Origin of the sequence: Pseudoalteromonas sp. L21, from assembly GCF_021728035.1 — a bacterium.
GTDB lineage: Bacteria > Pseudomonadota > Gammaproteobacteria > Enterobacterales > Alteromonadaceae > Pseudoalteromonas > Pseudoalteromonas arabiensis.
Genome location: NZ_JAKKCV010000001.1, coordinates 1,116,362 through 1,140,649, shown reverse-complemented (window position 1 = coordinate 1,140,649; position 24,288 = coordinate 1,116,362). Strand labels below are relative to the sequence as shown.

The window sequence follows — 24,288 nt, the reverse complement described above, 5'->3', positions numbered from 1 at the left end:
CATGCCAATAATAACAACGTTAGCAATGATTGAGATCAAAGCTTTTCTCAGAAATTGGACTGCTATTTTTTGGACTTTTGCATATCCTGTTGCGTTACTTGTGATTTTGAGTTTGGTTTTTGGTGGCTCTAATACCGTTAAAGCAAAGATCGAAGTCATTGATGAGGCGAAAAATATATATTCAGAGCGCTATCTAAACACTATACATGACAAAATTGATATGGTGCCAAGAATGTCATTAGCCACGGTCTATGTCAAATTAGACAAACCCATAACACCTAGTGTAATCCGCCTACATTTGCCTAAAGGTTTCGGTGAGCAGTCAATGCCATCAGCAGTGAAAGTAATAGTCAAAGGTGCGCTTGATCCAGATATAGGTGGGTTGCTAGCAATAATCTCTGAAGCTACTGAAGTATATAACCGCGCAACAACAGGTTCACCGCAACAGTTTTATTTAGATTATTCGCAAAGTAACTTCGAGCAATCGAGTGGACAAGGATACAATGCATTCTTAGTAAGTGGACTTACGGCACTGACAGTGGTATCGACGGCTATGTTTGGCTTCACCTCTGTTTTGGTGGAGATGAGACAAAATGGTGCACTAAAGATGTTTCAGGTCTTTCCCATGAAAAAGCATCATTTTATAGCGGGGTTTGTGCTTTCTAGAACGTTAGTACTTTCCTTTTTTTGTGTCTTATTCTTTTATATCTCCAATTGGGTACTTGGCACAAATGTGAGTGTATCAGCTTTACATGTTGCTAGTTTCGCGTGGCTTTTATTCTTGGGTATAGTAGCGTTTCTTGGAGTGGGCTTGTTGTTAGTCAGTATGGTTAAGAAAGGGGCTACCGCCATCGCCATCATAAACATCATCAACTTACCAATCATTTTTCTCTCAGATCTTTTTATTCCTGTAGCGTCAATGCCAGAGGTTATTCGAAGTATCGCTGAATGGTCACCAGTATACCTGTTCGTTAACGCAATGCGAGGGGTGACACAAGCCGAATTTGTGCTTTCTGAACTTATGATTCCGTCAGTTACGCTTCTTTTGGTGGCTGCGCTGACACTTGGTGTTTCATCAAAATTATTCCAGTGGAGGACGTCATAATGGGGAAATTGAATACAGAACTTTCCTTGATAGGCTTAGTGTTAGTGGCGTTTAGTGGTTCTGCAGAGGCTGGTAATATTGAAGTGACTGTTAATAACCTTCAAGCTAATAAGGGAAAGCTATATGCAAGCTTATGCACTCGTGACAGGTTTTTTAAGGGCCGATGCCATTTTGAAATAGTTCGCCGTGTAACGGCTAATGTGCATGTGCTGACATTTAGCCAAGTGGACGAAGGTGAATATGCAGTGAGCTTGTTTTACGATGTTAATAATAACGAAAAGCTTGATACCAACATGTTCGGTATTCCTAAAGAGCCTACCGGTGTAAGTAACAATGTACCTGCAACTAATGGGCCTCCAAGTTTTGAGGCTACGAAGTTTTCTGTTACCGCTAACAGCGAAGTAAGACTCTATATCAGTGTGTTTTAAGGGAAGTCATGACTAATCAGCGCGAAGAAATAGCAACCTGTTCACAGGTAACAAAATACTATAAAAAGGGCGAATTCACAGTAACTGCGCTGAAAAGAGCCTGTTTATCTCTTTTCAGCGGAGAGTTAGTTGCCGTTACAGGCCCATCTGGCAGTGGTAAAAGTACGTTACTCAATGTATTAGGATTGCTTGACGCACCGTCCGATGGAGAGCTTCACCTATTTGGTGAAGCGTGTCACAGTATGTCTCGCAACGAAAAGCAATCTATGCGTCGTCGTTATATGGGGTTTATTTTTCAAAACTTTAATCTTTTGCCGGTATTAAGTGCGGTAGAGAATGTTGAGTTGTCGCTCTATGGGCTATCGCTTAGCAAGACAAAAATGCGAGAGGCTGCAATAGCTATGCTGGCAAAAGTCGGGTTGGAACAACGTGCTTATCACTACCCAAGCGAGTTATCTGGTGGGCAACAACAGCGTGTAGGTATTGCCAGGGCCTTGGTGCATAACCCTAAATTGGTGATGGCTGATGAACCAACCGCAAATCTTGATTCGGAAACAGCCAGTCAAATTGTGCAACTTATGCGTAAATTGGCGCATGAGCAGGGCACAACGTTCTTGGTTTCGTCACATGATGCACGATTAATGAGCAAGGTTGATCGAACCCTCTCTCTTACCGATGGAGTGCTTATGTAATGATTTGGTTAACATTGGCATGGCGCAACTTTATCCGAAATACACGTAAATCTTATTTCACACTATTGATTATCATTATAGGTACAGTGGCTTGTTCTGTTGGTATTGCGTATATCAATGCCACTTATTTGCTTGTGAAAGAAGGAACTATTAGAGGTGGTGTAGGGCATCTTCAGATAGCGACGGCAGACTACTTTGATAGCTTTGAGGAGTCGACATTAGAAAATGGCATGAATGATGACCAAGTGAATCGAGTAATGGCTCAGCTTGATGGTAATAGTGCGGTAGATATTGTTACACCTCGTATCGCTTTTCATGGACTTATTAGCCACGGCGATAAAAGTTTAGTGTTTGTTGGGGATGCAGTGAATTCGAAAAAAGAGCGTCGCTTATCCCAATCTTTTATAAGTACTGTAGACGGACGAGGCCTCGAATATTTAGCTAATGATGATATTTATCATATTGTGATTGGTAGTGACTTGGCACGTTTGCTTGGCGTTGTGCCTGGTGATTCTGTTACTTTGATGGCCGTTACAGCCCTTGGCGGACTTAATGCTATAGACGTTACAATTCAGGGTATCAGTAAAACAGGAAGTCCTGAAGTTGATAAGATGCAGCTAAAAGCACCATTGCAAATGGCTCAAGAGCTACTGCTTACCGATAAAGTATCTCGCTTAGTTATACTACTGAATGACGAATCTCAACTTAAAAATCTTCAAGGTAGTCTATCTCAAACATCGCCTGAACTATCAACACGAGCATGGCAGCAACTAGCTCCTTTCTATGGTCAGATGGTGGCACTGTACACTCGTCAATTTCTTGTGTTTGGTGTAATTATGGGGTTAGTCGTTACGCTTACCATGGGCAACGCTATGTTGATGAACTTATTCGAGCGTAAGCGCGAACTTGCCACTATGGCCAGTATGGGACTTCCTCAATATGGCATTCGTGCAAGCTATTTACTGGAGGCCGGAATATTAGGCGTGTGTGCGGGTGTTCTTGGACTTTTAGTTAGTTACTTTTCGTCATTAGGTATAAATTCATTGTCTATTGACATGCCGCCCCCCCCAGGAAGAACCGAGGGATATCAATTGTTCGTACTGTTCGACCTGAATTCTAGTGTCTTATTACTTCTAGCTGTGGCAATACTTTGTGTCATTGCTGCTTGGTTTGCGACAAGCCATATTTCAAAAATTAGTCTTTTGGAGGCAATCAATGATTAAGTACATTTTTATTTCACTTAGTATCAGTTTAGTTTTTTCACCTTTAGCATTAGCCGAGCACAGCACTGATAGCCTTGAAAAGGCAAAAGCTATTTTAACCTTTATAGATAAAGGCAGAACGGCAGACTCTGCATTTGAAACCGTTATGGAAGTGTCAAATGAAAAGGAAAATAGTACCCTTAAATATCGCTTAGTGGACAATGGAGAGAATAAGTCGATTTTATACTTTCTTGATGAGCGTCAAAAAGGACAACGCATACTCACAACACAAGATGAAACATGGCTTTTTACAAATAAAACAAAGCGAGCAATAAAAATTCCATCTATTCAAAAGCTGTTTGGAGACGCAAGTATTGGTGATGTTGCCCGTCTGCGTTTCTCGAAAGATTACGAGACCAAAGAAATAATGTGTACGAATCGCATATGTCAGCTGGTGCTAAAAAGCTTAAATGCGCAATCTACTTATGCTGCTATTACACTTGATGTGGATGCCAAAAACTGGCTTCCTATTAGCGCCGAATTGTATGCAGCGTCAGGCAAGCAATTGAAAAGTATGCGCTTTACTTCGGTGCGAATTGAAGACAATACGCCAGTAATTGAAGAATGGCTACTATATAGTCCAAGTCAACCCGAGAATGTCACTAAAATAAATGCTTCATCATTTTCTTTAGTTTCAATTCCTTCAGTGACATTTACTAAGGCTTACTTGCTCATGTCTAACAGATAGGACGCGAAGTTATGATATTTAGGCGACTATTTTTGTTATATGTGGTTATGCCTCTTTCTGTACAAGTATCTGGCCAGACAAATGAGCTTCTTCATACAGTAACTTGGACTGAGCAGCAAGATACATTACTTGATCCTTCAGGTGCAATTTCGATTCGCTCTCCTGTTAATAAGACTGCGTTAGTGTCTTCGAACAGTATGGCGATAGCCGAAGAATATATATTTAATTACCGAGTGCGCTTTGAGTACGACCAAGCGCAAGAGGCAAACCGGTTTGATGCGCAAGTGCAAGAATTCTCTATAAGCACTTTTGCTTTTGAACAGTGGCTTTTTAATGCGGGCAAAACCCAAATTAGCTGGGATATGGGAAGCTCCTTTCAACCGCTAGGTTTTTTTCAACCTACGCAAAACTTATTTGACTTGAATGATCAGCAAAGCTTATTCGGCGGTTTACCACTTGTTGCAGCTACTTATTTGAACGACGGTTGGAGCACTAGTTTTGTATATAGCAATGACTACTGGTCAAGTGATGATGGCTTTAATAGCGGCGTTGAGCAATGGGCTTCGCGTATACAATGGATGAGTGATAGCTTCGACTGGTCATTAGTTATACAAAAACCATCAGGTCAAAATAGTGGTATAGGTACGAGTGTTATTACATCGTTTAACGAGCATACGGTATCATATTTTTCTGCATTTTATCGTCAGGGGACACGTCAGCCTCAGAATATGTTGTTACAAGCTAACATGCCGGTGTTTGCTGATTTCTACCCTTTTCAAACGAACCTAAAGCAAGCAAATGTTCCATTTTGGCGAGGCGTAGTCGGTACTTCTTTGAGCACATCTATAGGGGATTTTACTTTTGAATTTACTTTTGATGAACGTAACCTTGATGAGCAAAAATGGTCTCAATTAACTTCACTTATTGATTTGCATGGTAATACGGTGGTAAATGATACAGACCCTAGCTTACAACAGCTTGCAGCAATGAATTTGTTCTATGATAGTCAATCTTTGCGTTCTACAGGGGCTCAACAGCGCTATGCTTTTGTCAATTTTCAGCGACCCTTTTTAGATGGTAGTGTTTCATTATTCACTCGAATTTCTATGCAAGATAAAAGTGGATTTTATGGGTTTTCCTACACTAAAGAATTAAACCGAAAACTGAATCTATTCTCATCGATACAAATCTATATGGGTGAAGATAAGGATGAGTTTGGCCTGATACCTATTAACAGTTCTATACAACTTACGTTACGGTATTTTATGTGATAAGAGGATCTATCATGCAGACACATCGCGTCTTACAACATACGCTAGCCCCTGTTTATTATTTCGATGACAGTATATTTTCATCTGAGCGCACACGAATACTTGCAAATCAATGGTTTTTTGTTGGGCATAGAAGTGAATTTTCATCTGTGGGTGACTTTAAACGCGTAACCTTGTTAAAAACGGATGTGCTAATTGTTCTGCAAGAAACGGGGCGAATTGAAGCCGTATCGAATCGTTGCATACATCGAGGTGCAACGATTGTAAGTGAATCATCAGGTCGGGCAGAGTGCTTTACATGCCCTTATCACGGATGGTGTTTCACGCAAAATGGGACACTGAAGTCTACTCGCGGACAAGCCAAAAACTTGGAAGACAACTCTGCTTTACCTCGGTTTGAAGCAACAGAAACGGCGGGAGTGATTCTGCTTCGGTTGAAGAAAAAACAGAAATCAAATAATAAAGCGATTGATACACTCACTCCCTACTGGCAATTCTATGGTATGGAATCAGCCGAAAAGCTTCATTATAAGATCATCACTTGTAAAGCAAATTGGAAAATAGCGGTGGAGAATTTCTTAGAGTGCTTTCATTGTTCGTCTAACCATCCCCAATTGTCGGAAGCAGAAAAACACGTAGAGTTGCTAGAGTCGAACAATATTCAAAAGTTTATCTCTTTGCAACAGGCGTATTTTAAACGTGCTGAGTCGCTTGGACATCCCATTCCTCCTTCACAGTTCATTGATAGTAGCACTGAAGAATATGCTGTCATCAATGCAGTACCATTGTGCGGCGATGTTGAAACGGGTACGCAAGATGGCAAGCTTCAGGCTCCATTGATGGGAGAGCAGAAAACCTCAGACGGCGGTTTTCTATATGGCTCCTTAGGACCATTAGTTCATTTTAGTTTGTACTCTGACTACTGTGTTTTTTTCAGTTTTATACCCACTTCTGCGACAACTACTGATATAGAAGTAACATGGTGGGTGAAAGCGCTGAATAATAATCGAGAGTTAATCAACAAAAATGCGATTTGTTGGCTCTGGGAGCCAACGATTAAACAAGATGCCGCTTTGTGTGAGTTGGTACAACAACAGGTAGAGAGCTTTGAAGCGCGGCCCGGAGTTTATACACAGATGGAAGAAGATTCAGCAAGTTTCTGTCGCTGGTATCAACAGCAGATGCCTATTCTTAAAAATGAAACTGTCGTTTGAGGATACGAGCGCCATCGCGACTACTCGTAATTTCTGTTTTGTCGTTATCCGACATGATAACGAGTAGTTTTGCCCCAAACCAGCGTTGTACTTCTTTGATGTAGTTTACATTAATAATAAAACTACGGTGGAAGCGAACGAAATCTTTGGTAGGAAGTGATAATGCTAGCTTTTCCATGCTCATGGCAATAGGAAAAGCTTTACTTTGAGTGTGTGCCATAACCGAACCTTGTGATGAGTTTATGTAATAGATGTCATCGATGTTGACGAAAAACATGCGTTCGCCTTGTTTTGAGATAAGTTTCCTATGTTGCATTAAGTTATTACTGGTATCTGGGTGGTTAGCGTGTCTAGTAGTCAATGCTAACAATGCTTTGTCTAGACACTTTAATAGACGCTTAATACTTACTGGTTTCAATAAATAGTCGATAGCAGGAGTATCAAATGCGTCTGCTGCATACTCTTGGCTGGCGCTTACAAAAGTAAATAAACAGGTTTCAGGTATAAATGAAATGATGTCGAAACCATCAAGTTCGGGCATATTGATGTCGAGAAAAATAAGATCAGGCTTGAGTTGTTTGATCTCTCCTACACCTTTACTTGGTGACTGTGATGAGCCAATTAGCTCAACGGAATCAATATTTGAAAGTTGCATCGAAAGTTTATTAATGGCAGGGAGTTCATCATCAATGATGTACACGCGCAGCTTTTGATCATGCTCCATAACTACCTCTCTATTTGATAAGTTCTGATATACTTACGCAATAGCAAACGATATTGTGATGTTGGCACCACTACCTAAAACTTCAGAGTGATTAGCAAAATTTACTCGCCCTTCACGCAACAGTGCTATTTGTGCTTGGATGTTTGATAACCCTATACCGCCAACTCTCTCTTTTCGCTCGTTTTGAAACCCTTTGCCGTTGTCTGATACCATCAGATTTACTCGTCCATTGTCTATAAAACAAGTAATGTTAATATATAACTGTAACTTAGTAGCGTTATGCTTGATGGCATTTTCAACCAAGGGTTGTAGAATGAGAGGTGGAACACGAATATTTAAACATTCTTCGTCGACTAAAATAGTGTATTGAAGGCTATCGCCGAAACGCACACACTCAAGTTCAATAAACTTCTCTAGAATCCCAAGCTCTTCATAAAGCGGAACACGTGTTTTGCGGGACATGCTCAAGGTATAGCGGAGCAAGTCAGCCACATCGTGGAGCATTTGATCTGCTTTCTCTGGTTGAGTGTAAATGAGGCTGGAGATAGAGTTAATGCTGTTAAACAACATATGTGGATTGATTTGATAACGTTGAGCTTCAATTTTGGCGATAGTTTCTTGAAGCTTAAGTGCAACCAGATTTTTACTAAGTATGATAAATCTGTCGGTACCGTAAAAGAATGCGGTCCACCAAATACTCATGGCAAGTAGGCTATGAATGTCAGTATCTCGGGCGCCGAAATAATAGCGATCAAAGGCCGATTTCATGATTGAACCAAGAAAAAGTAAAACTAACAAAATAATGATTTCTATGGCAACGTAACTTTTGGTCTGTTTTCTTAGGTGCGTGATGCAATAAACGCTTGTCCAAAGAGGTATAAGGAAAACTAAGAATAACCAAGTAAGAGTGTTTATGATGAAATCATGAATAGTTATGCCTGATTTTATAAAAAATAGCGAAGAAAATAGCACAATGACAAATGACAGTGCAAAGGTATTGAGATAGTAGTTTTTAAAAATAGAAGTAAGTTGCAAACTCATATGAAACCCAGCTTCTTTGCGAAGTTTTTAATACATCAGTGATACTGATAAATAATGTACTTGAACGTTTTAGTACTTAAATGCATGCCAATTACTTATTCAGTATAAAACGATTTGTACCTGTATACTACCCATTATTATTGTTTATAAATCAAAACCGCGATTAGTTAACAAAAATAAGAGTTATCGTTATGGATAGAATGATGTGTGTCCTTTATGCTTGTGGGTATAGAGCAAGAAAACATAAGGATTACTGATATTGCTCACCAGAAGAGCACTATATTAACAAGACATTCTGTGCGGCAATGATTATTGGACCCAGTAACAGGTTCTGTGCAACCGCTTATTAGTTAATATGGCGTTCGAGGCATTCCTCTAATAAGCCGATAATAAAACGACTTATTGCCTGACGTATGTGCAAAGACAGTTTGATACCTTATCGTTGTTACCACTTTTTATTTTTTAAAACTGATCACTTTACCCCTAGGCTTCCTCTTTTGTTTCATCATTTCGTCATGAAAAGTCACTTTTTAAGTAACAAAACCTTTTTACCATAACCGCGCTGATTACTCTTGTGCAGTTTAGTTAGCACTCTAACTCTTTAAAAATAACGTACTAACGGAACGTAACGATGAAAATTAATAAAATTGCCACTGCAATTGGCTTAACGTTGGCATTCTCAGCCACCGCCAATGCGGGCGTGTTACCAGATAGTCAAAAACAAAATGATTGGTATAGTGCCGCAGAAGCTAAAGTAATAAAAAAAGAAGCGGCAGCTCAGGCTGAGCAAACGTTTAAAGCGAAGAATGTCATTCTATTTGTTGGTGACGGTATGGGTATCTCAACGCTCACTGCATCCCGCATCATGGCAGGGCAAATGGAAGGTAAGACGGGTGAAGAAGGCCTACTTAGCTTTGAGGAGTTTCCTTATTCTGCGCAAATTAAAACGTATAACGTTGATGCGCAAACCCCTGATTCAGCGGGGACGATGACGGCCATTATCTCAGGGGTTAAAACGGATGTTGGCGTAATTGGGGTTAATGAAAATATTGAACGTGGCAAGTGTGCGACAGTTGCTGGCAATGAGTTAATCACGGCGACTGAACTGGCTGAAATTAAGGGCCTAGCAACTGGGGTAATATCAACAGCACGTATCACACACGCAACACCAGCAGCGACCTATGCAAAATCGGCTGATCGTAATTGGGAAGATGTATCAGATATGCCAGCGGATGCAATAGAAGCTGGTTGTGAAGATATTGCCTCACAACTGGTTAATTTTGAGAAAAATCTAGAAGCGCGTTTCGTTGGTACGGATGTAGATGGTCTTGATGTGGTAATGGGCGGCGGTCGTCGCCACTTCTTACCAAAAGATGTGTCATTTAATTCGGCTGATGCTGTCAGCAGTGTTGAAGGTGACCGTACCGATGAGCGTGACTTAACTGCTGAATGGCAAGCAATGTACCCTGATGGCAAGTATGTGATGGACCAAGCTGGCTTCGATGCACTGGTTGGCGATGAGAAAAAAGTTTTTGCATTGTTTAACGAATCACATATGCAGTATGAAGCAGATCGTGATAATGACGTTGCAGGTGAGCCTTCACTTTCACAAATGACAACTAAAGCAATCGATATATTGAAGAATAATGAAAAAGGCTTCTTTTTAACTGTTGAATCAGGTCGTATTGATCATGCCCATCACGCAGGCAACGCTTATAACGCGTTAAACGATACTATTGAATTTGCTAAAGCGGTGCAATCAGCAGTCGATAACACGAACCCTGAAGAAACATTAATCCTTGTTACTGCTGATCACAGCCATGTATTTACGATTGCTGGCTATCCCAAGCGTGGTAATCCAATCCTAGGTCAAGTAGTTGCAGTGGGTAGCGAAGAGCCAAGTCTTGCTGCAGATGGTATGCCTTATACCACCGTTGGTTATGCAAATGGTTTAGGGTTTCGTGATTTAGGCGATGAAACTGATGCAGATGCATCATATAACGACGCTGCTTTTGCAGGCCGCGCTGATTTAGTGGGGGTTGATACGACTGCACCAGGTTATCACCAAGAAGCCATCGTGCCGTTAAGTTCAGAGACTCATGCTGGTGAAGATATTTCACTGCATGCGAAAGGTCCAGGTGCGCAACTTGCGCAAGGGGTTGTGGAGCAGAATGTAATTTTCCACATCATTAATCAAGCTCTCGAACTAATTGAAGAATAATGGCGACGACGATGAAAAAACTAAATTTAATTTCTCTTGCTGTAGTAGTGGCATTAACGGGTTGTTCTGATGATGATGACAACTCACCAAAAACGTTAACGGTTGAAAACACACTCGCTGTGGGGTCAGAGCAGTGTGTAAACGGTGGTACAGAAACGCTAACTGGCACCGATAGCAATGATAACGGTACATTAGACTCAGCAGAAGTTACCGATACAACTTTGTCATGTAATGCACCGGCAACCACCTTAACAGCAGCACAGCTAGCGCCGCTTACGGATAATGACTGGTTTAAAGAAGCGCAAGTCAAAGTGGCTACTAGCGAAGAAAACATTGCTGCAGTTGCGAAAGACTCAGGTAAAGCGAAAAACGTGATCCTGTTTGTAGGTGATGGCATGGGTATTTCGACCGTGACTGCTGCACGTATTATGGCAGGTCAGCTAGAAGGTAAGCTAGGTGAAGAGCACCAACTTAGCTTTGAAGCTTTACCGTTTTCTGGTTTTGCTAAAACCTATAACGTGGATGCGCAAACACCTGATTCAGCGGGCACGATGACGGCAATGGCATCAGGTGTAAAAACCGATGCAGGTGTTATCGGCGTTGATGAAGATATCGAACGTGGCAACTGCGCAACGGTTGCGGGCAATGAGCTGGTAACGGCGACGGAGCTGGCTGAGATTGCTGGTAAGTCGACAGGGATTGTATCGACTGCGCGTATTACACACGCAACGCCTGCTGCAACGTATGCAAAATCGGCAGATCGTAACTGGGAAGACGTATCAGATATGCCTGAAGCTGCAGTTACTGCTGGCTGTGAAGATATTGCATCGCAGTTAGTTAATTTTGAGGCAAACTTAGAAGCACGCTATGCCGGCTTAAATGTTGATGGTTTAGAAGTTGTGATGGGCGGCGGTCGTCGTCATTTCTTACCTAAAGGCGCTGCATTTAACTCAGCAGATGCTGTGAGCTCTGTGGAAGGCGACCGTACCGATGGTCGCGACCTAACTGCAGAATGGAAAGCGAAATACCCAGCGGGTCAGTACGTGATGGACCAAGCAGGTTTTGATGCAATCAATGCAGATACAACAGAGCGCGTATTTGGTCTGTTTAATGAATCACATATGCAATACGAAGCAGACCGCGCGAACGATGTTGCTGGTGAGCCGTCACTTTCTGAAATGACCGCAAAAGCAATTGATGTACTCGATAACAACGACAATGGTTTCTTCTTAACTGTTGAAGCTGGTCGTATTGATCATGCTCACCATGCGGGCAATGCATACAATGCATTAAGCGACACAGTTGAGCTTTCAAAAGCTGTGCAAGTTGCCCTTGATAAAACCAGTATTGAAGACACGTTAATAATCGTAACAGCTGACCACAGCCACGTATTTACCATTGCAGGCTACCCAAAACGTGGTAACCCAATACTAGGTAAAGTGGTACCAGTGGGGAGTGATGAACCATCACTTGCCGCCGATAATATGCCGTACACAACGGTTGGTTATACCAATGGCGGTGGTTTCCGTGACCTAGGTGATGAAACCGATGCTGATGCAGGTTATAACTTTGCACCGGTGACAGGTCGCGTTGACCTTACCGATGTTGACACAACAACACCAGGCTTCCACCAAGAGGCTGTTGTACCATTGGGTTCCGAAACACATGCTGCAGAAGATGTGGGTGTGTATGCAGTAGGCCCTGGCGCGCATTTAGTAACGGGTACTAATGAGCAAAGCCTTATTTTCCATGTAATGGATTATGCCGCTGACCTTGTTAAACAAGCCGATGCTAAATTAGCACAGTAATGAGTTTTTGGGAGGCACTTAGAGCCTCCCTTACTCTGTAAGTTATTGATAGAAAACCGCAGATAAAAAGAGAATACCGTGAAAGCAGCTATCTTAATTGCTACATTAATGAGTCCACTCGCCGTTGCTGGCCAATGCAACATGAACACAGGTTTTACGCAAGCCAACTACAAAGTGACGACAGATACTATTACTAATAAACAGCACACAGAAAGCATTTTTACTCTTTGGCGTACGCCGCATCAAGTGGCTAAACAAAACCCACAGTTTATTGAATTATGGCAAGAGTTACGGAATCAACAAATAAGACCAATTCGTTACTTTCAAGAGGCTCAGCGCGGTATTGAGTATCAACCCTCAGAAGTGCAAGGCAAGCAAGATTGGAGTAGTAAGTATCAGTTAGTCAGCGATAAGCTTTTAGCCTCAATGACGCACCAGAAAAGTACAGGTGAAGGCTGTGAGCTGGTGGAGTATTATACAAAGCAGCAAGGTGAGAGCAAGATAGAGCTAAGCTGGCTTGCGAATCAAAAATTACTAAAATCAATTCGCATTTCATCACCACGCTATAGTCGTGAAATTGTTTTAACAGCCAGCAATCATAATCAACAAAAGGTGAAGGCACAGTTTGCAGAGTGGGATAACTATCAAACCACAGATTACGCAGACATTGGCGACAATGAAAACGACCCATTCCTCGCAAAAATGATTAACCAAGGCTTTGTTGAACATGGCGCTAGTGGTTTTTATGATGCTCAAGGTAACCAGTTACAAGGCTCACACAAACATCATCATTAATAAGAGTTATTGGCCATAATTGCTTATGGGCTTTAGCTCTTGGTTTTTTCTTATTAACCCCAAGGTTATAGGATACAAGATAATTTTAGGAGTGTGTGATGACAAAGCATGTTGTGGTAACAGGTGCAAATAAAGGTATTGGCCTTAATTTTTGCAAGCAATACGTGACGAAAGGGTATCGAGTAACCGCCGTTGTTCGTTCCCCTAGTGAAGAGCTTAAAGCATTAGATATCAAAATCATTAGTGATATTGATGTGGCCAACGCCGATGATGTTACCACGTTAGCAAATCACCTCCATGGTGACAAAATTGATATTTTGATTAACAACGCAGGTGTTTTTCATAACGAAACTTTAGACGATATGGACTTTAGTGCAATTGAAAAACAACTTCACGTGAATGCTATCGCCCCTGTTCGAGTCACTCACGCACTACTACAAAGTTTGGGCCTTAATGCGAAGGTTGCGATGATCACATCACGAATGGGGTCAATTGCCGACAATAGTTCTGGTGGTTATATTGGTTATCGTATGTCTAAGGCTGCACTGAATGCCGCAGGGGTAAGTTTGGCGCACGAGCTTAAAGATAAAAAAATTGCGGTTGGATTATTTCATCCTGGGTTTGTGCAAACGCAAATGGTTAATTTTGCAGGTGATATTAGCCCCGACACAGCAGTAGAGCGTTTAATAAAACGTATTGATGAACTAAACCTGAGTAATACCGGAGGCTTTTGGCATTCCAATGGTGAAACCTTACCTTGGTAAGGCAAGCTCACCTTGTTTAAAAATAGGGTAGTTAGTGGTTAAATTGCTACTAACTACTGATAACTTTCGCTAATTTTTGAACTTATTGTTTGCTATACTCGTACAATTGAAAGCCATATCGATGTAGAGAGCAGCACATGGAATTAGAGCAGAATAGCGATTTAACTCTTCCCCTTTTTTATTTTGACGAGAACCTTCACCGTCGTGACATTGAGTCCCCAGATTTACTTTTGCATGTCACGCTCAGTGAAGAGTTGCTGACTCAGCTTTGTCAAAACCCTGCGCAAGATAGCAGCGTAGCTATAACACTGACAGATTACCGTGTTGATGTTCTTAGCGTTGATTACCAATCGCTTATTGATACAGAACACGATGCCCAATTAACCCTTGTTCGAGGCCCCTTACTAAGTGCAATGTTAAGCACCGAAGGGGAGCATAGCTTTGTTTCGCCACAAGTCGATATGATGCCAACATTTGATTTGGGTGATGACATCGAAGATAGTGAGGAAGAAGGATGAAAAAGGCCTTAACCACGCTGTTTGGTTTAATATTATTAAGCGGTTGTGCTTATTTAGGTGCAGCGCATTACGATGAACTTTTTGGCAAAGAGCAGCCTCAAGAACGAGTAGTCGCTGCAGCCTCAGCTGAAGGTGTAGAGTTTTTAACGGATGTAAAACCTGTGCTTGATAGCCGATGTGTTGTGTGCCATGGCTGTTATGATGCACCGTGTCAGTTAAAACTATCATCAGTAGAAGGAATTGATCGTGGCCTTAGTAAAGAGCGCGTTTATGATGGGACACGTTTACTTGCTCAGGAGCCTAGCCGACTACTGTTTGACGCACTTGATACTGCTCAGTGGCGTGAAAAAGGTTTTACTCCGGTGCTCAATGAGCGCATTCAAACTGAAGAAGCCAACCTTGCAGGCAGTGTGCTTTATAATGCCCTAGTGCTTAAACAAAGCAGCCCATTACCTGCGCAAGCAATTTTAGGCGATGAATTTGATTTCAGCCTTGATCGCGAGCAAACCTGTACCACAATGGGTGAATTCGATTCATTTGCTAAAAATAACCCTCACAGTGGTATGCCTTATGGTTTACCGGGGATTTCAACTGAAGAGTTTCAGCATCTTGCTAAATGGTTAAGAAAGGGGGGCTATTTAGCTCACATCGAGCCACCAGAGCCCGATGTTCTTGAGCAGGTTAAGCGTTGGGAAGCATTTTTTAATCAAGATGATCTAAAAGCTCAGCTAGCTGCGCGCTATATTTATGAACATTGGTATTTGGCTCATATTTACTTCCCTGAGCATGCTGATAAGCATAGTTATTTTAAACTCGTGCGTTCATCAACTCCGCCAGGGCAAGATATCAAAGTAATAAGTACTCGTCGCCCGTATGAAGATCCTAAAGTTGAACGAGTTTACTATCGCTTAATGCATGATCGCTCAACTATCTTAGCGAAAACGCACCTGCCTTTAGCACTTAATGATGAGAAGCTTGAACGCTTACATTCGCAATTCATTGAGGCTGAGTATCAGGTAAATAAGCTACCGAGTTATAAACCTGAGGTTGCATCAAACCCATTTAAAGCATTTGCTGCAATCCCTGTTAACTCACGCTATCAATTTATGCTTGATGAAGCTGAGCTGATAATTATGGGCTTCATAAAAGGGCCTGTATGCCGTGGTCAAATAGCCTTAAATGTTATTAATGATCAATTTTGGGTGGCCTTTGCAAAGCCTGAAATGGCAGCTACACCTAAAGTGGGTGAGTTATTATTACAGCACGAAGATGCACTTGCGTTGCCAGCTGAAGAAGAGAGTAATGCTTTACCAATTTCCAGTTGGGTAAAATACTCTAAACGTCAAAACCAGTATTTGTCGGCAAAAGTCGCGCTGGCCAATAAAATGTTTGAAAATGGCCAACATTTAACAACAGACTTACTTTGGCAAGGTGACGGGCATAACCAAAATGCGGCGCTAACAGTTTTCCGTCATTTTGATAGCGCAACGGTTGTCAAAGGTTGGATAGGCCAGCAGCCAAAAACAGCGTGGGTGCTTGATTATGCGTTGTTTGAACGTATTCACTACTTGCTGGTGGCAGGCTTCGACGTGTATGGCAATATAGGCCATCAGTTACTTACCCGTTTATATATGGACTTTTTACGTTTAGAAGGTGAAGCTAATTATTTGGCACTGCTACCAGAGGCAAAACGTAAGGAAATTAAAGCGCAGTGGTATCGTAAATCGCCACCTAGCTTAACTAACTTCTTCGAAGATGAGTTATCGTTTAGTCAACCAACAGGCATTGATTATAAAACATCAGATCCGCAAGCTGAGTTGTTCACTATGTTAAAAGCAAAGTTGCAGTCTGTTTTGAGCCCTCGATTTGACTATACAAAGGTACCAGAGCCGTTAGCCAGTATTAATCATTTACCTGTTAAGGCAGTGAATCTATTGCCACAAATATCGTTTGTGTTAGTAAAAAATGGCAGCGATAAACACAAGGCATACACACTTATTCATCATAATGCTCACTATAATATTTCGAGCTTGTTGAATGAAGAAGGGCAACGTGCTTATGCAGAAGACACTGTCACTATTGTGCCTGGTTTTATTGGTGATTACCCTGAAGCTATTTGGTATCTACACAATGAACAGCAAGTCGCTGCGTTTGCATCTGGACTTGCAAAAGTAACGGATGAAGCTGCATATCGAGATTTAAAAAGTGAGTTTGCAATTCGCCGAACCCATCCGCAGTTTTGGCAGTACAGTGATATTTTGCACCAAACAGCGAAAGAATACCGTGGTGTTGAGTTTGGCCTATTCGATTACAACCGCTTAGAGAATAGGTAATAACGAGTAAGTAGTCTGATTTATAAAGCCTACAGCTATAGGCTTTATAAATCTTTTTATACTACACTGAATATAAAAAATACTTGAGTCGGATATGTTAGATCTGGTTGTAGATATCAGGAAACGATATCGCTGGGGATTGTTGGCAATCGCCATTTTAATTTCGGTATCTGTGTCTTTGATGCAGTATTTACTTTATATTCAAAAAGGTGATGCGCAAGTTATTAACATCGCTGGTAAACAGCGCATGTTGTCACAAAAAATAGCGCTTTATGGAAATGCGCTTATCTTCGAACCATCAGGGCAAACACAGCAGCATCGCATGCTATTGCAGCACGCTGTAGAGCAATTCGTGGCGGGTCATCAGTTTTTACTTCAAAAAGATAGCAGTGGACAGTTTCTTTATTTAAATGATGCGCTAAAGGCTCACTATTTCTCTTCTCCAACACAGCTAGACTTGCACGTTAAGCAATACATTAGTAAAGCGCAGCAGCTATTAAATAGTCGCTCTAATTATGGTACTCAAGGTCGCTCCCCATTTAGCAGTGAACATTTAGAAAAGCTTTTAATGGACTTAGATAAAACTGTTTATCTCTTAGAGCAAAGCGCTGTTACCAAGGTAAAAGTCATTTCTATATTAGAGATTGTTTTTTGGGTTATTGCGATTGGATTGCTGATTGTGGAGCTTATATTTATCTTCAAACCAATGGAAAAGCTCATTGCAAAAACAATAAAACAATATCAGCAACAAAAAGAAGTGGTAGAGCGTGTTAGCCATAATAAAGAGCGTTTTATAGCTCGCGCCAGTCATGAATTTAGAACACCATTGCAAGGATTGACAGCGTCAATAGGGGCGCTGGATATTAATGATAATCAGCAATTCACAAAAAAGCAGGCTTTATACTGCGTAAATAGGTTAGTCTCAATGCTGGATGAGCTACTTGATTTGCAGAAGCTTACTACAGGGGAGTGGCAGCTGAATTTAGCACAAGGCAATTTATTAACTAGCCTTCAGCAGGCCGTTACTCCGTTTGAATATGCGTGTAATGATAAAAAAATTACTTTTACGATTAACTTTGCAGAATCAGTAAACAAAGAGGTTATTAGTGATCATGGGCGACTCCAACAAGTATTTGCAGAGCTTGTAAACAATGCTGTCAAGTTCACTCCAACACAAGGGCGTATAGCGGTTACAGCCAGTTGCCAAGGTGAGAAAGGTTTTGTATTTGAGGTGCAAGATAATGGTAAAGGGTTTGACCACTCATCCAGTGATTTTTTAAATGACGAGCAAGATGCAGAGCAGAATTTTCAAGGTTTAAAAACGGGACTGCTTAGGGTAAAACAAATTATTAAAGCGCTTGAAGGGGATATTCAGTTTTTTAATGTCCAGCCCCATGGCGTGAAAGTGGTAGTAAAGCTAACCTTTAAGCAAGCATCCAAAGAGGCAACTAAGGCATTATTACCTAGTAGCTTGCATTGTTTAATTGTTGAAGATAACACTTTAAATGCGACAATATTAGGCCGCATTCTGAGCCAATTTAATTATACTTATGATATAGCGCCAAACGGTTTAATCGCGACAGATATGACCGAAACTAAGCCATATGATGTGATATTCATGGATCTCAACATGCCTGTGATGGATGGCTTTCAAGCAATCGACATAATTAGAAATGAGCAATGTCAACTGACGCCTATTTTGGCTGTAACAGCCAATACCTCCAGTGAAGATTTGCAACGCATCTATGCGTTAGGTGCAAACCTTCACTTATATAAACCAATAACAGCCGATACAGTAGAAAAAGCCTTGACGATTATGTTTGCTGAAAATAGACCAGAATAAGCGCCATTAAAGGTTTTAATTACTGACTTTTATATCGCCGACGCCCACCTCAACATCAATCTCAAATTGCCCATTACCACTATACTTTGAGTGTGAACTGACAATTTTTCTGCTTTGTTTTGCTTCATTTAGCATGCCACGAATTTTTGTATCACCCACACCTGTTTCCAGCTCAATACGTTTGTAGTCATCAAGTGCACTATCGATACGCACCGCTCCCACTCCAAGCTCAATATCCACAGAGTTACTTGTATCATTTATTTCAATGTCACCCACACCTAGCTCTACATCAATCGCCATAGTGCTGGGCATTTTTACTAACCAATTTTGTTGAATATCATCGTTATCAAGCTTTAAGCTCAGTGAGCCTGCGCTTTGTGAATGACTTAGTTTAATATCTGATAAGTCCATTTCAGAGCCAAACCAACCTGTATCGTTTTTTGGCTCAATACGCACTGTGACCACCACTTCGCTGCCTGCGTAGTTTTGTACTTCTAAGCTGCCAACTGGAAAATCGATTTCAAGCTGGCTTGCGCCATTAATTGCAAAGGTGTGATTGAGCTCTCGTGAATCTTTTGCTGTAGAGTCTGAGGTTGCCAATATCAGGCCTATTGCAGCCACACAAAGTAATTTTTTCATTGTTTTTTTTCCTGTAAATGACCTTTTATACCTTAGTCGCAGCTGTATTCAAAAAAGGTTTAAACGATTTTTAATTTTTTATCGAATGGGGTAACGTCAAGCTAACGGTAACTTAGAATGAGGATTCAACGTGCAACAAGTGCAGTTGGTTAATGTTAAAGCCAGCCTAAAGGGGCAGGGTAATGATATTTATTTTTTAGATGATCTCAATATTAATGTATCGGCATTGCAGCAATGGGTTTTACTTGGCGCCAATGGCGCGGGTAAATCAGCAGTGGCTGCAGCCATTGCCGGTTTTGCTAAAATAGAGCAAGGCCACTATGAGAATAGCTTTGAGCGCGTTGCATTGGTCTCACCAGACAGCCAAAAGCAGCTACTCGCGGCGGAGCTAACAAAAGATCAAGATGACATTGTTGAGGGTGTTACTGTCTCTAGCACCGTTTACGAGATTATGATTGCTGGCCGTGATGAGCAGCAGCTTGATAATGAGTTGCTACAACAATTAATTGCCATGTTTGATTTTAAAGATAAGCTTAGCAAGGCATTTCGCGATTTATCAACCGGAGAAACCCGTAAATTATTGTTAATTCAGGCTTTGGTAGGGCGACCAGATTTACTTGTGCTTGATGAGCCGTTTGATGGTTTAGATGTCACAGCGATGGCTGAGCTAAATCAATTATTAACAAGGTTAAGCGCAACAACAACTCTCATTTTTGTACTCAATAGATTAACTGAAATCCCTGATTTTGTTGATCACTACGGCTATGTTAAAGCGGGTCATGTGGCTCAGCAATTAGCAAACCCCACAATTGAGCAGCGCGATGATTTATTAAAGCTATTGCATCTAACTCATACAGAGCTACGAATACCTGACGCAGATAGTGATCATCAAGCACCCACACTGACTGATTCGATGTTAGTAAAACTAAAAAATGCTTCAGTGAGCTATGCGGGTGAGACAGTTTTTGAAAACCTAAACTGGCAAATAAATCAAGGCGAACATTGGCAGTTAACCGGCAAAAATGGCTCAGGTAAAACCTGCTTGCTGAACCTTATCACTGGCGATAACCCGCAGTGTTATAACAACGATATTAAGGTGTTTGGTTTTCAGCGTGGCAGTGGTGAGAGTATTTGGCAAATTAAACAGCACATTGGTTATATCTCTAATGCGCTGCATATGGATTATCGAGTCAGTATCACGGCACTCAATACCCTTGTATCGGGTTTTTATGACAGTATTGGCCTTTATCAAAAAGCCACTGATAAACAGCTAGAAATTGCTACCAAGTGGTTAGCTTTGCTGGGTTTAAGTGACAAAAAAAATAGCTCTTTTAGTCAGCTATCCTTTGGTGATCAGCGATTATTATTGATTGCGAGGGCAATGATAAAACACCCTAATTTATTAATTTTAGATGAGCCTTGCCTTGGTCTTGATGAAGCAAATAGGCAGCGAGTGCTATTACTGATAGAAAAAATCTGCGCCGCAGGGACAAGTACTGTTGTGTACGTTAATCATCATGCAAGTGACAAAATCACAGGTATTGAACACTATTTAGAGATGGCTGATTTCACAAAAAAAGCGCCATAAAAGGCGCTTATAAAATTTGAATTTGGTTATAGAACATTTAGATACGTGTAACCGTGAAGCCTTTATCGGTTAGCTGCTTTAGCAAACCATGTTGTTCAGGCAAGTGCAAAGCACCAACGGCAATAAATAGTTTTTCTTTGCCAATACGTGATGAAAGTTGCTTTACCCAATTATTATTGCGATCGATTAGCATTACTTGCTCACTTAGTTCACCATATTGAGAATCATCAAAACTTTCGTTATAAAACTTTGCTAGCGTTTTCATATCGCCAGATTTCCACGCATTGATAAGGCCAAAAAAGTAAGTGTCGACATCAGCTAGTTGCTCAAATGTTTCTTCAATCATCTTATCGTTCATAACTGCTAAATGAGTAAACATTTCCATTTGTAGCTCAAGAGTTTCTAATTCACCGATAGGTTTATTGTGTGCTTGCGCATAAGCAAGTACTTGTTTGTCTATACCATACTGGTCAGAGAATCCCACATTTTGAAACTCCATCTGCATCATGGTGACCATCACAGCCCACGGTGCTAAGTTTTTAAACATTGCGATATCGATAGACTTATCGGCAAAGTATTTTTGTAGCTTATTGAAGTTATCTACAGAAAGCTCTGATTGCAGTGTTTTTCCATCTTTAAGCATCATAAAAGGCAATGAGCGGCGCTGCATTTCGGTTGCTGAAATGGTGCTGATATCTACCTCAACAATCACTTCATCACTATCCTCAATTGCAGATGTAACCTTATTTGGTAGACCTTGCATGCTTTTATCACCCACATGCACGGTGCCAAATAAATAGGATGAAATACCGTTTTTTTCTATTTTCCATAGTCCAGGCTCTGCCAATGCACATTGGCTAAAACCAAGTAATAGCACCATAAAAAACAGAGCATTAAAGCGCTGAATGAATCTCATAATTTTCTCTTTCAAATTGTGACTGTTTTCAATACTAAACTAATTTTCCACAAGCAGTTAAATTAAATCGAATGAAAGCAGAAAAAATACCAGACAAGAGCTAAAAATTAATCAGCTATAGAATAGCTAATAAACAGGTATGAAATTTCCATATTTGTATAAAAGTGAAATATAAACCCTTTTTAAATCATATTTTAAATATTAATTTCTTTTTAAGTGTTTTTTATATGTTTTTTTGAATTAATTTTATTGTTGACTTGAAGGGCTTAGCGCGGTACTAATAGAAAAAGGCAGCGGGATGGCTAGATTTCCGCTACAAATGAACAAAATTTGGTTACAGATAAATGCTTACAAACAAACTTTCTCTAATTCTGATTAACGTCGTGGTGATTATTATTACCGCGGGGGCGAGTTAGTGCTTAGAGAAAAGTGAAGCATTTAAAAAGCCCCCCGCACTTAACAGTTCGGGGGGCTTTTTCGTTTTAAGGTTTGAGTTGCAGCAAATACACAATGTCACTGAAGAATGAGGATTTACGATGACAGGCGCAGAGTTAACAATCGATTTATTGGCCAAACATGGCGTTAAGGATGTTTTTGGTTACCCAGGTGGTGCCATCATGCCTATTTACGACGCTTTGTATGGTGCGCCAGTCAAACATTATTTGACGCGCCATGAGCAAGGGGCTGGCTTTGCAGCGGTGGGCTTTGCGCGAAGCACAGGTAAGTTAGGCGTGTGTTTTGCAACTTCCGGTCCAGGGGCGACCAACTTAATAACCGCGCTTGCCGATGCGATGATGGATTCGGTGCCATTACTTGCTATCACAGGTCAAGTACCAACCGCAGCGATAGGTTCCGACGCCTTTCAGGAAGTGGATGTGTTAGGCATGTCGTTATCATGCACTAAACATAGTTACATGGTTGAAAGAGCTGAAGACTTAGCCGAAATCCTACAAGAAGCCATTCATATAGCACAAAGCGGCCGCCCAGGCCCTGTATTAGTTGATATCCCTAAAGACATCCAAATGGCTCAAGTACCATTCCACCCTTGGTTAGCCGCCGAAGATCACTTACCAACATTAGATTCAAACCAAGTTACTATTGCCAATCAAATCTTAAGTGAAGCGCAGCGCCCTGTAGCGTATATCGGTGGTGGTGTACAAGCTGCCAATGCGCAAGATGAATTAATGCAGTTTTTAGAAAAAACACATATGCCTGCAGTATCAACGTTAAAAGCGTTGGGTAGTGTATTACCTGATTATGAATATGACTTAGGCATGCTAGGTATGCATGGCGGTAAAGCGGCTAACTTAGCGGTGCAAGAGTGTGATGTTTTGGTCTGTATTGGTGCCCGCTTTGACGACCGTGTCACTGGCAACTTAAGCAAGTTTGCGGCAAAAGCAAAGGTTATTCACCTTGATATTGATGCGGCAGAGGTTGGTAAGCGTAAGCCTGCAAAAGCGTCATTAGTGGCAGATTTAAAAACGTCTTTACCGCAACTTGATTGTTTTGTTACACCAGATGAGTGGCTAACGCATATCGAAAGCATGATGAAAGAGCATGCGTGGCGTTATGACTATCCAGGCGAAAAAGTGTTTGCCCCTTACTTATTAAACCAGCTAAGCCAAAAAATGCCATCAACGGGTGTTGTGTGTTGTGATGTGGGTCAGCACCAAATGTGGGTGGCACAGCACATGAAGTTTAGCCACCCAAGTAATCATTTAAGTAGTGGTGGAGCTGGTACCATGGGTTTTGGTTTACCAGCCGCTATTGGCGCGCAAGTTGCTCGCCCAAATGACTTTGTGATCACGGTCTCGGGTGATGGCTCAATCATGATGAACATTCAAGAACTGGCAACAATTCGCCGTAACAATCTGCCAGTTAAAATTCTAATCTTAGATAACCAGCGCTTAGGCATGGTACGTCAATGGCAGCAGCTATTTTTTGAAGGTCGTTATTCTGAAACAAACCTTTCTGATAATCCTGATTTTGTGCAGTTAGCAGCGGTGTTTGGCATTCCAGGTCAAACTATCACTAAAGCAGATGAAGTTGATGCTGCGGTTGATGCGTTAGTAAATAGTGAAGGCCCATACATTCTGCATGCCTGTATCGATGATAAAGAAAATGTATGGCCGCTTGTACCGCCCGGTGCTGCCAATGATGAAATGATGACGGAGACAGTAAAATGAAACACACCCTAACGATTGCACTAAAGAATCAAAGTGTTGCGGTAGAGCGCTTTTTACGCGTAGCGCGTCATCGCGGCTTTGACCTAACAACCATGAATTTAGAAATGGCTGACGAAGCGTTTCACGTCACTATGACGGTAGACAGCGATAAGCCAATTTATCTACTAACATCACAATTAAATAAATTGGTCGATGTTAAACACGTTAATGTTGAAAACCAATTTCAACAACAAGCAATCTAGTAAAAAATCA

The 24,288-nt window shown here is 41.2% G+C and carries 21 protein-coding genes; 17 read left to right on the top strand and 4 right to left on the bottom strand.

Annotated features, from left to right (window positions below; all coding sequences use genetic code 11):
- The first annotated feature begins 1 nt into the window (after position 1).
- From L3V41_RS05245 to L3V41_RS05215, 7 genes are read left to right on the top strand one after another with little or no spacing between them, the layout of a single operon-like run.
- Complete coding sequence (locus L3V41_RS05245; RefSeq protein ID WP_237114525.1) at positions 2–1,105, top strand: ABC transporter permease; 1,104 nt, start codon at positions 2–4, stop codon at positions 1,103–1,105.
- Positions 1,105–1,533, top strand: a complete 429-nt coding sequence (locus L3V41_RS05240; protein ID WP_193987895.1) for a DUF2141 domain-containing protein — start codon at positions 1,105–1,107, stop codon at positions 1,531–1,533. The genes L3V41_RS05245 and L3V41_RS05240 overlap by 1 nt, the downstream gene beginning before the upstream one ends.
- Before the next feature lie 8 nt (positions 1,534–1,541).
- Entirely contained in the window at positions 1,542–2,225 is a 684-nt protein-coding gene (locus L3V41_RS05235; RefSeq protein WP_228074345.1) for an ABC transporter ATP-binding protein, read from the top strand.
- Positions 2,225–3,448, top strand: a complete 1,224-nt coding sequence (locus L3V41_RS05230) for an FtsX-like permease family protein (protein ID WP_193987894.1) — start codon at positions 2,225–2,227, stop codon at positions 3,446–3,448. The genes L3V41_RS05235 and L3V41_RS05230 overlap by 1 nt, the downstream gene beginning before the upstream one ends.
- Positions 3,441–4,175 carry an outer membrane lipoprotein-sorting protein gene (locus L3V41_RS05225; RefSeq protein ID WP_193987893.1) on the top strand — a complete coding sequence of 245 codons (735 nt, stop codon included), beginning with the start codon at positions 3,441–3,443 and terminating at the stop codon, positions 4,173–4,175. The genes L3V41_RS05230 and L3V41_RS05225 overlap by 8 nt, the downstream gene beginning before the upstream one ends.
- Before the next feature lie 11 nt (positions 4,176–4,186).
- Entirely contained in the window at positions 4,187–5,446 is a 1,260-nt protein-coding gene (locus tag L3V41_RS05220) for a hypothetical protein (protein ID WP_237127258.1), read from the top strand.
- A 14-nt stretch (positions 5,447–5,460) separates the two neighbouring features.
- A complete protein-coding gene (locus L3V41_RS05215) occupies positions 5,461–6,660 on the top strand; it encodes an aromatic ring-hydroxylating dioxygenase subunit alpha (protein ID WP_193987891.1) in 1,200 nt (399 codons plus the stop codon).
- Here the strand turns inward: L3V41_RS05215 and L3V41_RS05210 are convergent.
- Positions 6,638–7,384, bottom strand: coding sequence for a LytTR family DNA-binding domain-containing protein (locus L3V41_RS05210; RefSeq protein ID WP_193987890.1), 747 nt, complete (start codon positions 7,382–7,384; stop codon positions 6,638–6,640). The genes L3V41_RS05215 and L3V41_RS05210 overlap by 23 nt on opposite strands.
- 33 nt (positions 7,385–7,417) lie before the next feature.
- On the bottom strand, positions 7,418–8,425 hold the full coding sequence (locus L3V41_RS05205; RefSeq protein ID WP_193987889.1) for a histidine kinase: 1,008 nt from the start codon (positions 8,423–8,425) through the stop codon (positions 7,418–7,420).
- A 631-nt stretch (positions 8,426–9,056) separates the two neighbouring features.
- Between L3V41_RS05205 and L3V41_RS05200 the strand changes: the two genes are divergently transcribed.
- The 7 genes from L3V41_RS05200 to L3V41_RS05170 all read left to right on the top strand — a co-directional run bounded on the left by L3V41_RS05200 (position 9,057) and on the right by L3V41_RS05170 (position 18,707).
- Positions 9,057–10,646: an alkaline phosphatase gene (locus tag L3V41_RS05200; RefSeq protein WP_062568487.1), complete on the top strand. Its 1,590-nt coding sequence runs from the start codon at positions 9,057–9,059 to the stop codon at positions 10,644–10,646.
- 11 nt (positions 10,647–10,657) lie between these two features.
- Positions 10,658–12,454: an alkaline phosphatase gene (locus tag L3V41_RS05195; RefSeq protein WP_237127257.1), complete on the top strand. Its 1,797-nt coding sequence runs from the start codon at positions 10,658–10,660 to the stop codon at positions 12,452–12,454.
- Between the two features lie 78 nt (positions 12,455–12,532).
- Positions 12,533–13,249, top strand: a complete 717-nt coding sequence (locus tag L3V41_RS05190; RefSeq protein ID WP_237127256.1) for a hypothetical protein — start codon at positions 12,533–12,535, stop codon at positions 13,247–13,249.
- A gap of 98 nt (positions 13,250–13,347) precedes the next feature.
- On the top strand, positions 13,348–14,013 hold the full coding sequence (locus L3V41_RS05185) for an SDR family oxidoreductase (RefSeq protein ID WP_062568490.1): 666 nt from the start codon (positions 13,348–13,350) through the stop codon (positions 14,011–14,013).
- 137 nt (positions 14,014–14,150) lie between these two features.
- The gene (locus L3V41_RS05180) at positions 14,151–14,531 is read left to right on the top strand and encodes a hypothetical protein (RefSeq protein ID WP_062568491.1); all 381 of its coding nucleotides are present in this window, start codon (positions 14,151–14,153) and stop codon (positions 14,529–14,531) included.
- Positions 14,528–16,864, top strand: a complete 2,337-nt coding sequence (locus L3V41_RS05175) for a fatty acid cis/trans isomerase (protein ID WP_237127255.1) — start codon at positions 14,528–14,530, stop codon at positions 16,862–16,864. Before L3V41_RS05180 ends, L3V41_RS05175 begins: the two co-directional genes overlap by 4 nt.
- A 94-nt stretch (positions 16,865–16,958) precedes the next feature.
- Positions 16,959–18,707 carry a response regulator gene (locus L3V41_RS05170; protein WP_237127254.1) on the top strand — a complete coding sequence of 583 codons (1,749 nt, stop codon included), beginning with the start codon at positions 16,959–16,961 and terminating at the stop codon, positions 18,705–18,707.
- 15 nt (positions 18,708–18,722) lie between these two features.
- On the opposite strand, the gene L3V41_RS05165 is transcribed toward L3V41_RS05170, so the two are convergent.
- A complete protein-coding gene (locus L3V41_RS05165) occupies positions 18,723–19,346 on the bottom strand; it encodes a hypothetical protein (protein ID WP_237114521.1) in 624 nt (207 codons plus the stop codon).
- 130 nt (positions 19,347–19,476) lie between these two features.
- Between L3V41_RS05165 and modF the strand changes: the two genes are divergently transcribed.
- Entirely contained in the window at positions 19,477–20,934 is a 1,458-nt protein-coding gene (gene modF / locus L3V41_RS05160) for a molybdate ABC transporter ATP-binding protein ModF (protein WP_237127253.1), read from the top strand.
- Positions 20,935–20,971: 37 nt separating this feature from the next.
- On the opposite strand, the gene L3V41_RS05155 is transcribed toward modF, so the two are convergent.
- A complete protein-coding gene (locus L3V41_RS05155; RefSeq protein ID WP_237127252.1) occupies positions 20,972–21,850 on the bottom strand; it encodes a TraB/GumN family protein in 879 nt (292 codons plus the stop codon).
- 536 nt (positions 21,851–22,386) lie between these two features.
- Between L3V41_RS05155 and ilvG the strand changes: the two genes are divergently transcribed.
- Together ilvG and ilvM are read left to right on the top strand one after the other, a co-directional pair.
- Positions 22,387–24,036: an acetolactate synthase 2 catalytic subunit gene (gene ilvG, locus L3V41_RS05150; RefSeq protein WP_237127251.1), complete on the top strand. Its 1,650-nt coding sequence runs from the start codon at positions 22,387–22,389 to the stop codon at positions 24,034–24,036.
- Entirely contained in the window at positions 24,033–24,278 is a 246-nt protein-coding gene (gene ilvM, locus L3V41_RS05145; protein WP_054554110.1) for an acetolactate synthase 2 small subunit, read from the top strand. The genes ilvG and ilvM overlap by 4 nt, the downstream gene beginning before the upstream one ends.
- Positions 24,279–24,288: the final 10 nt, after the last annotated feature.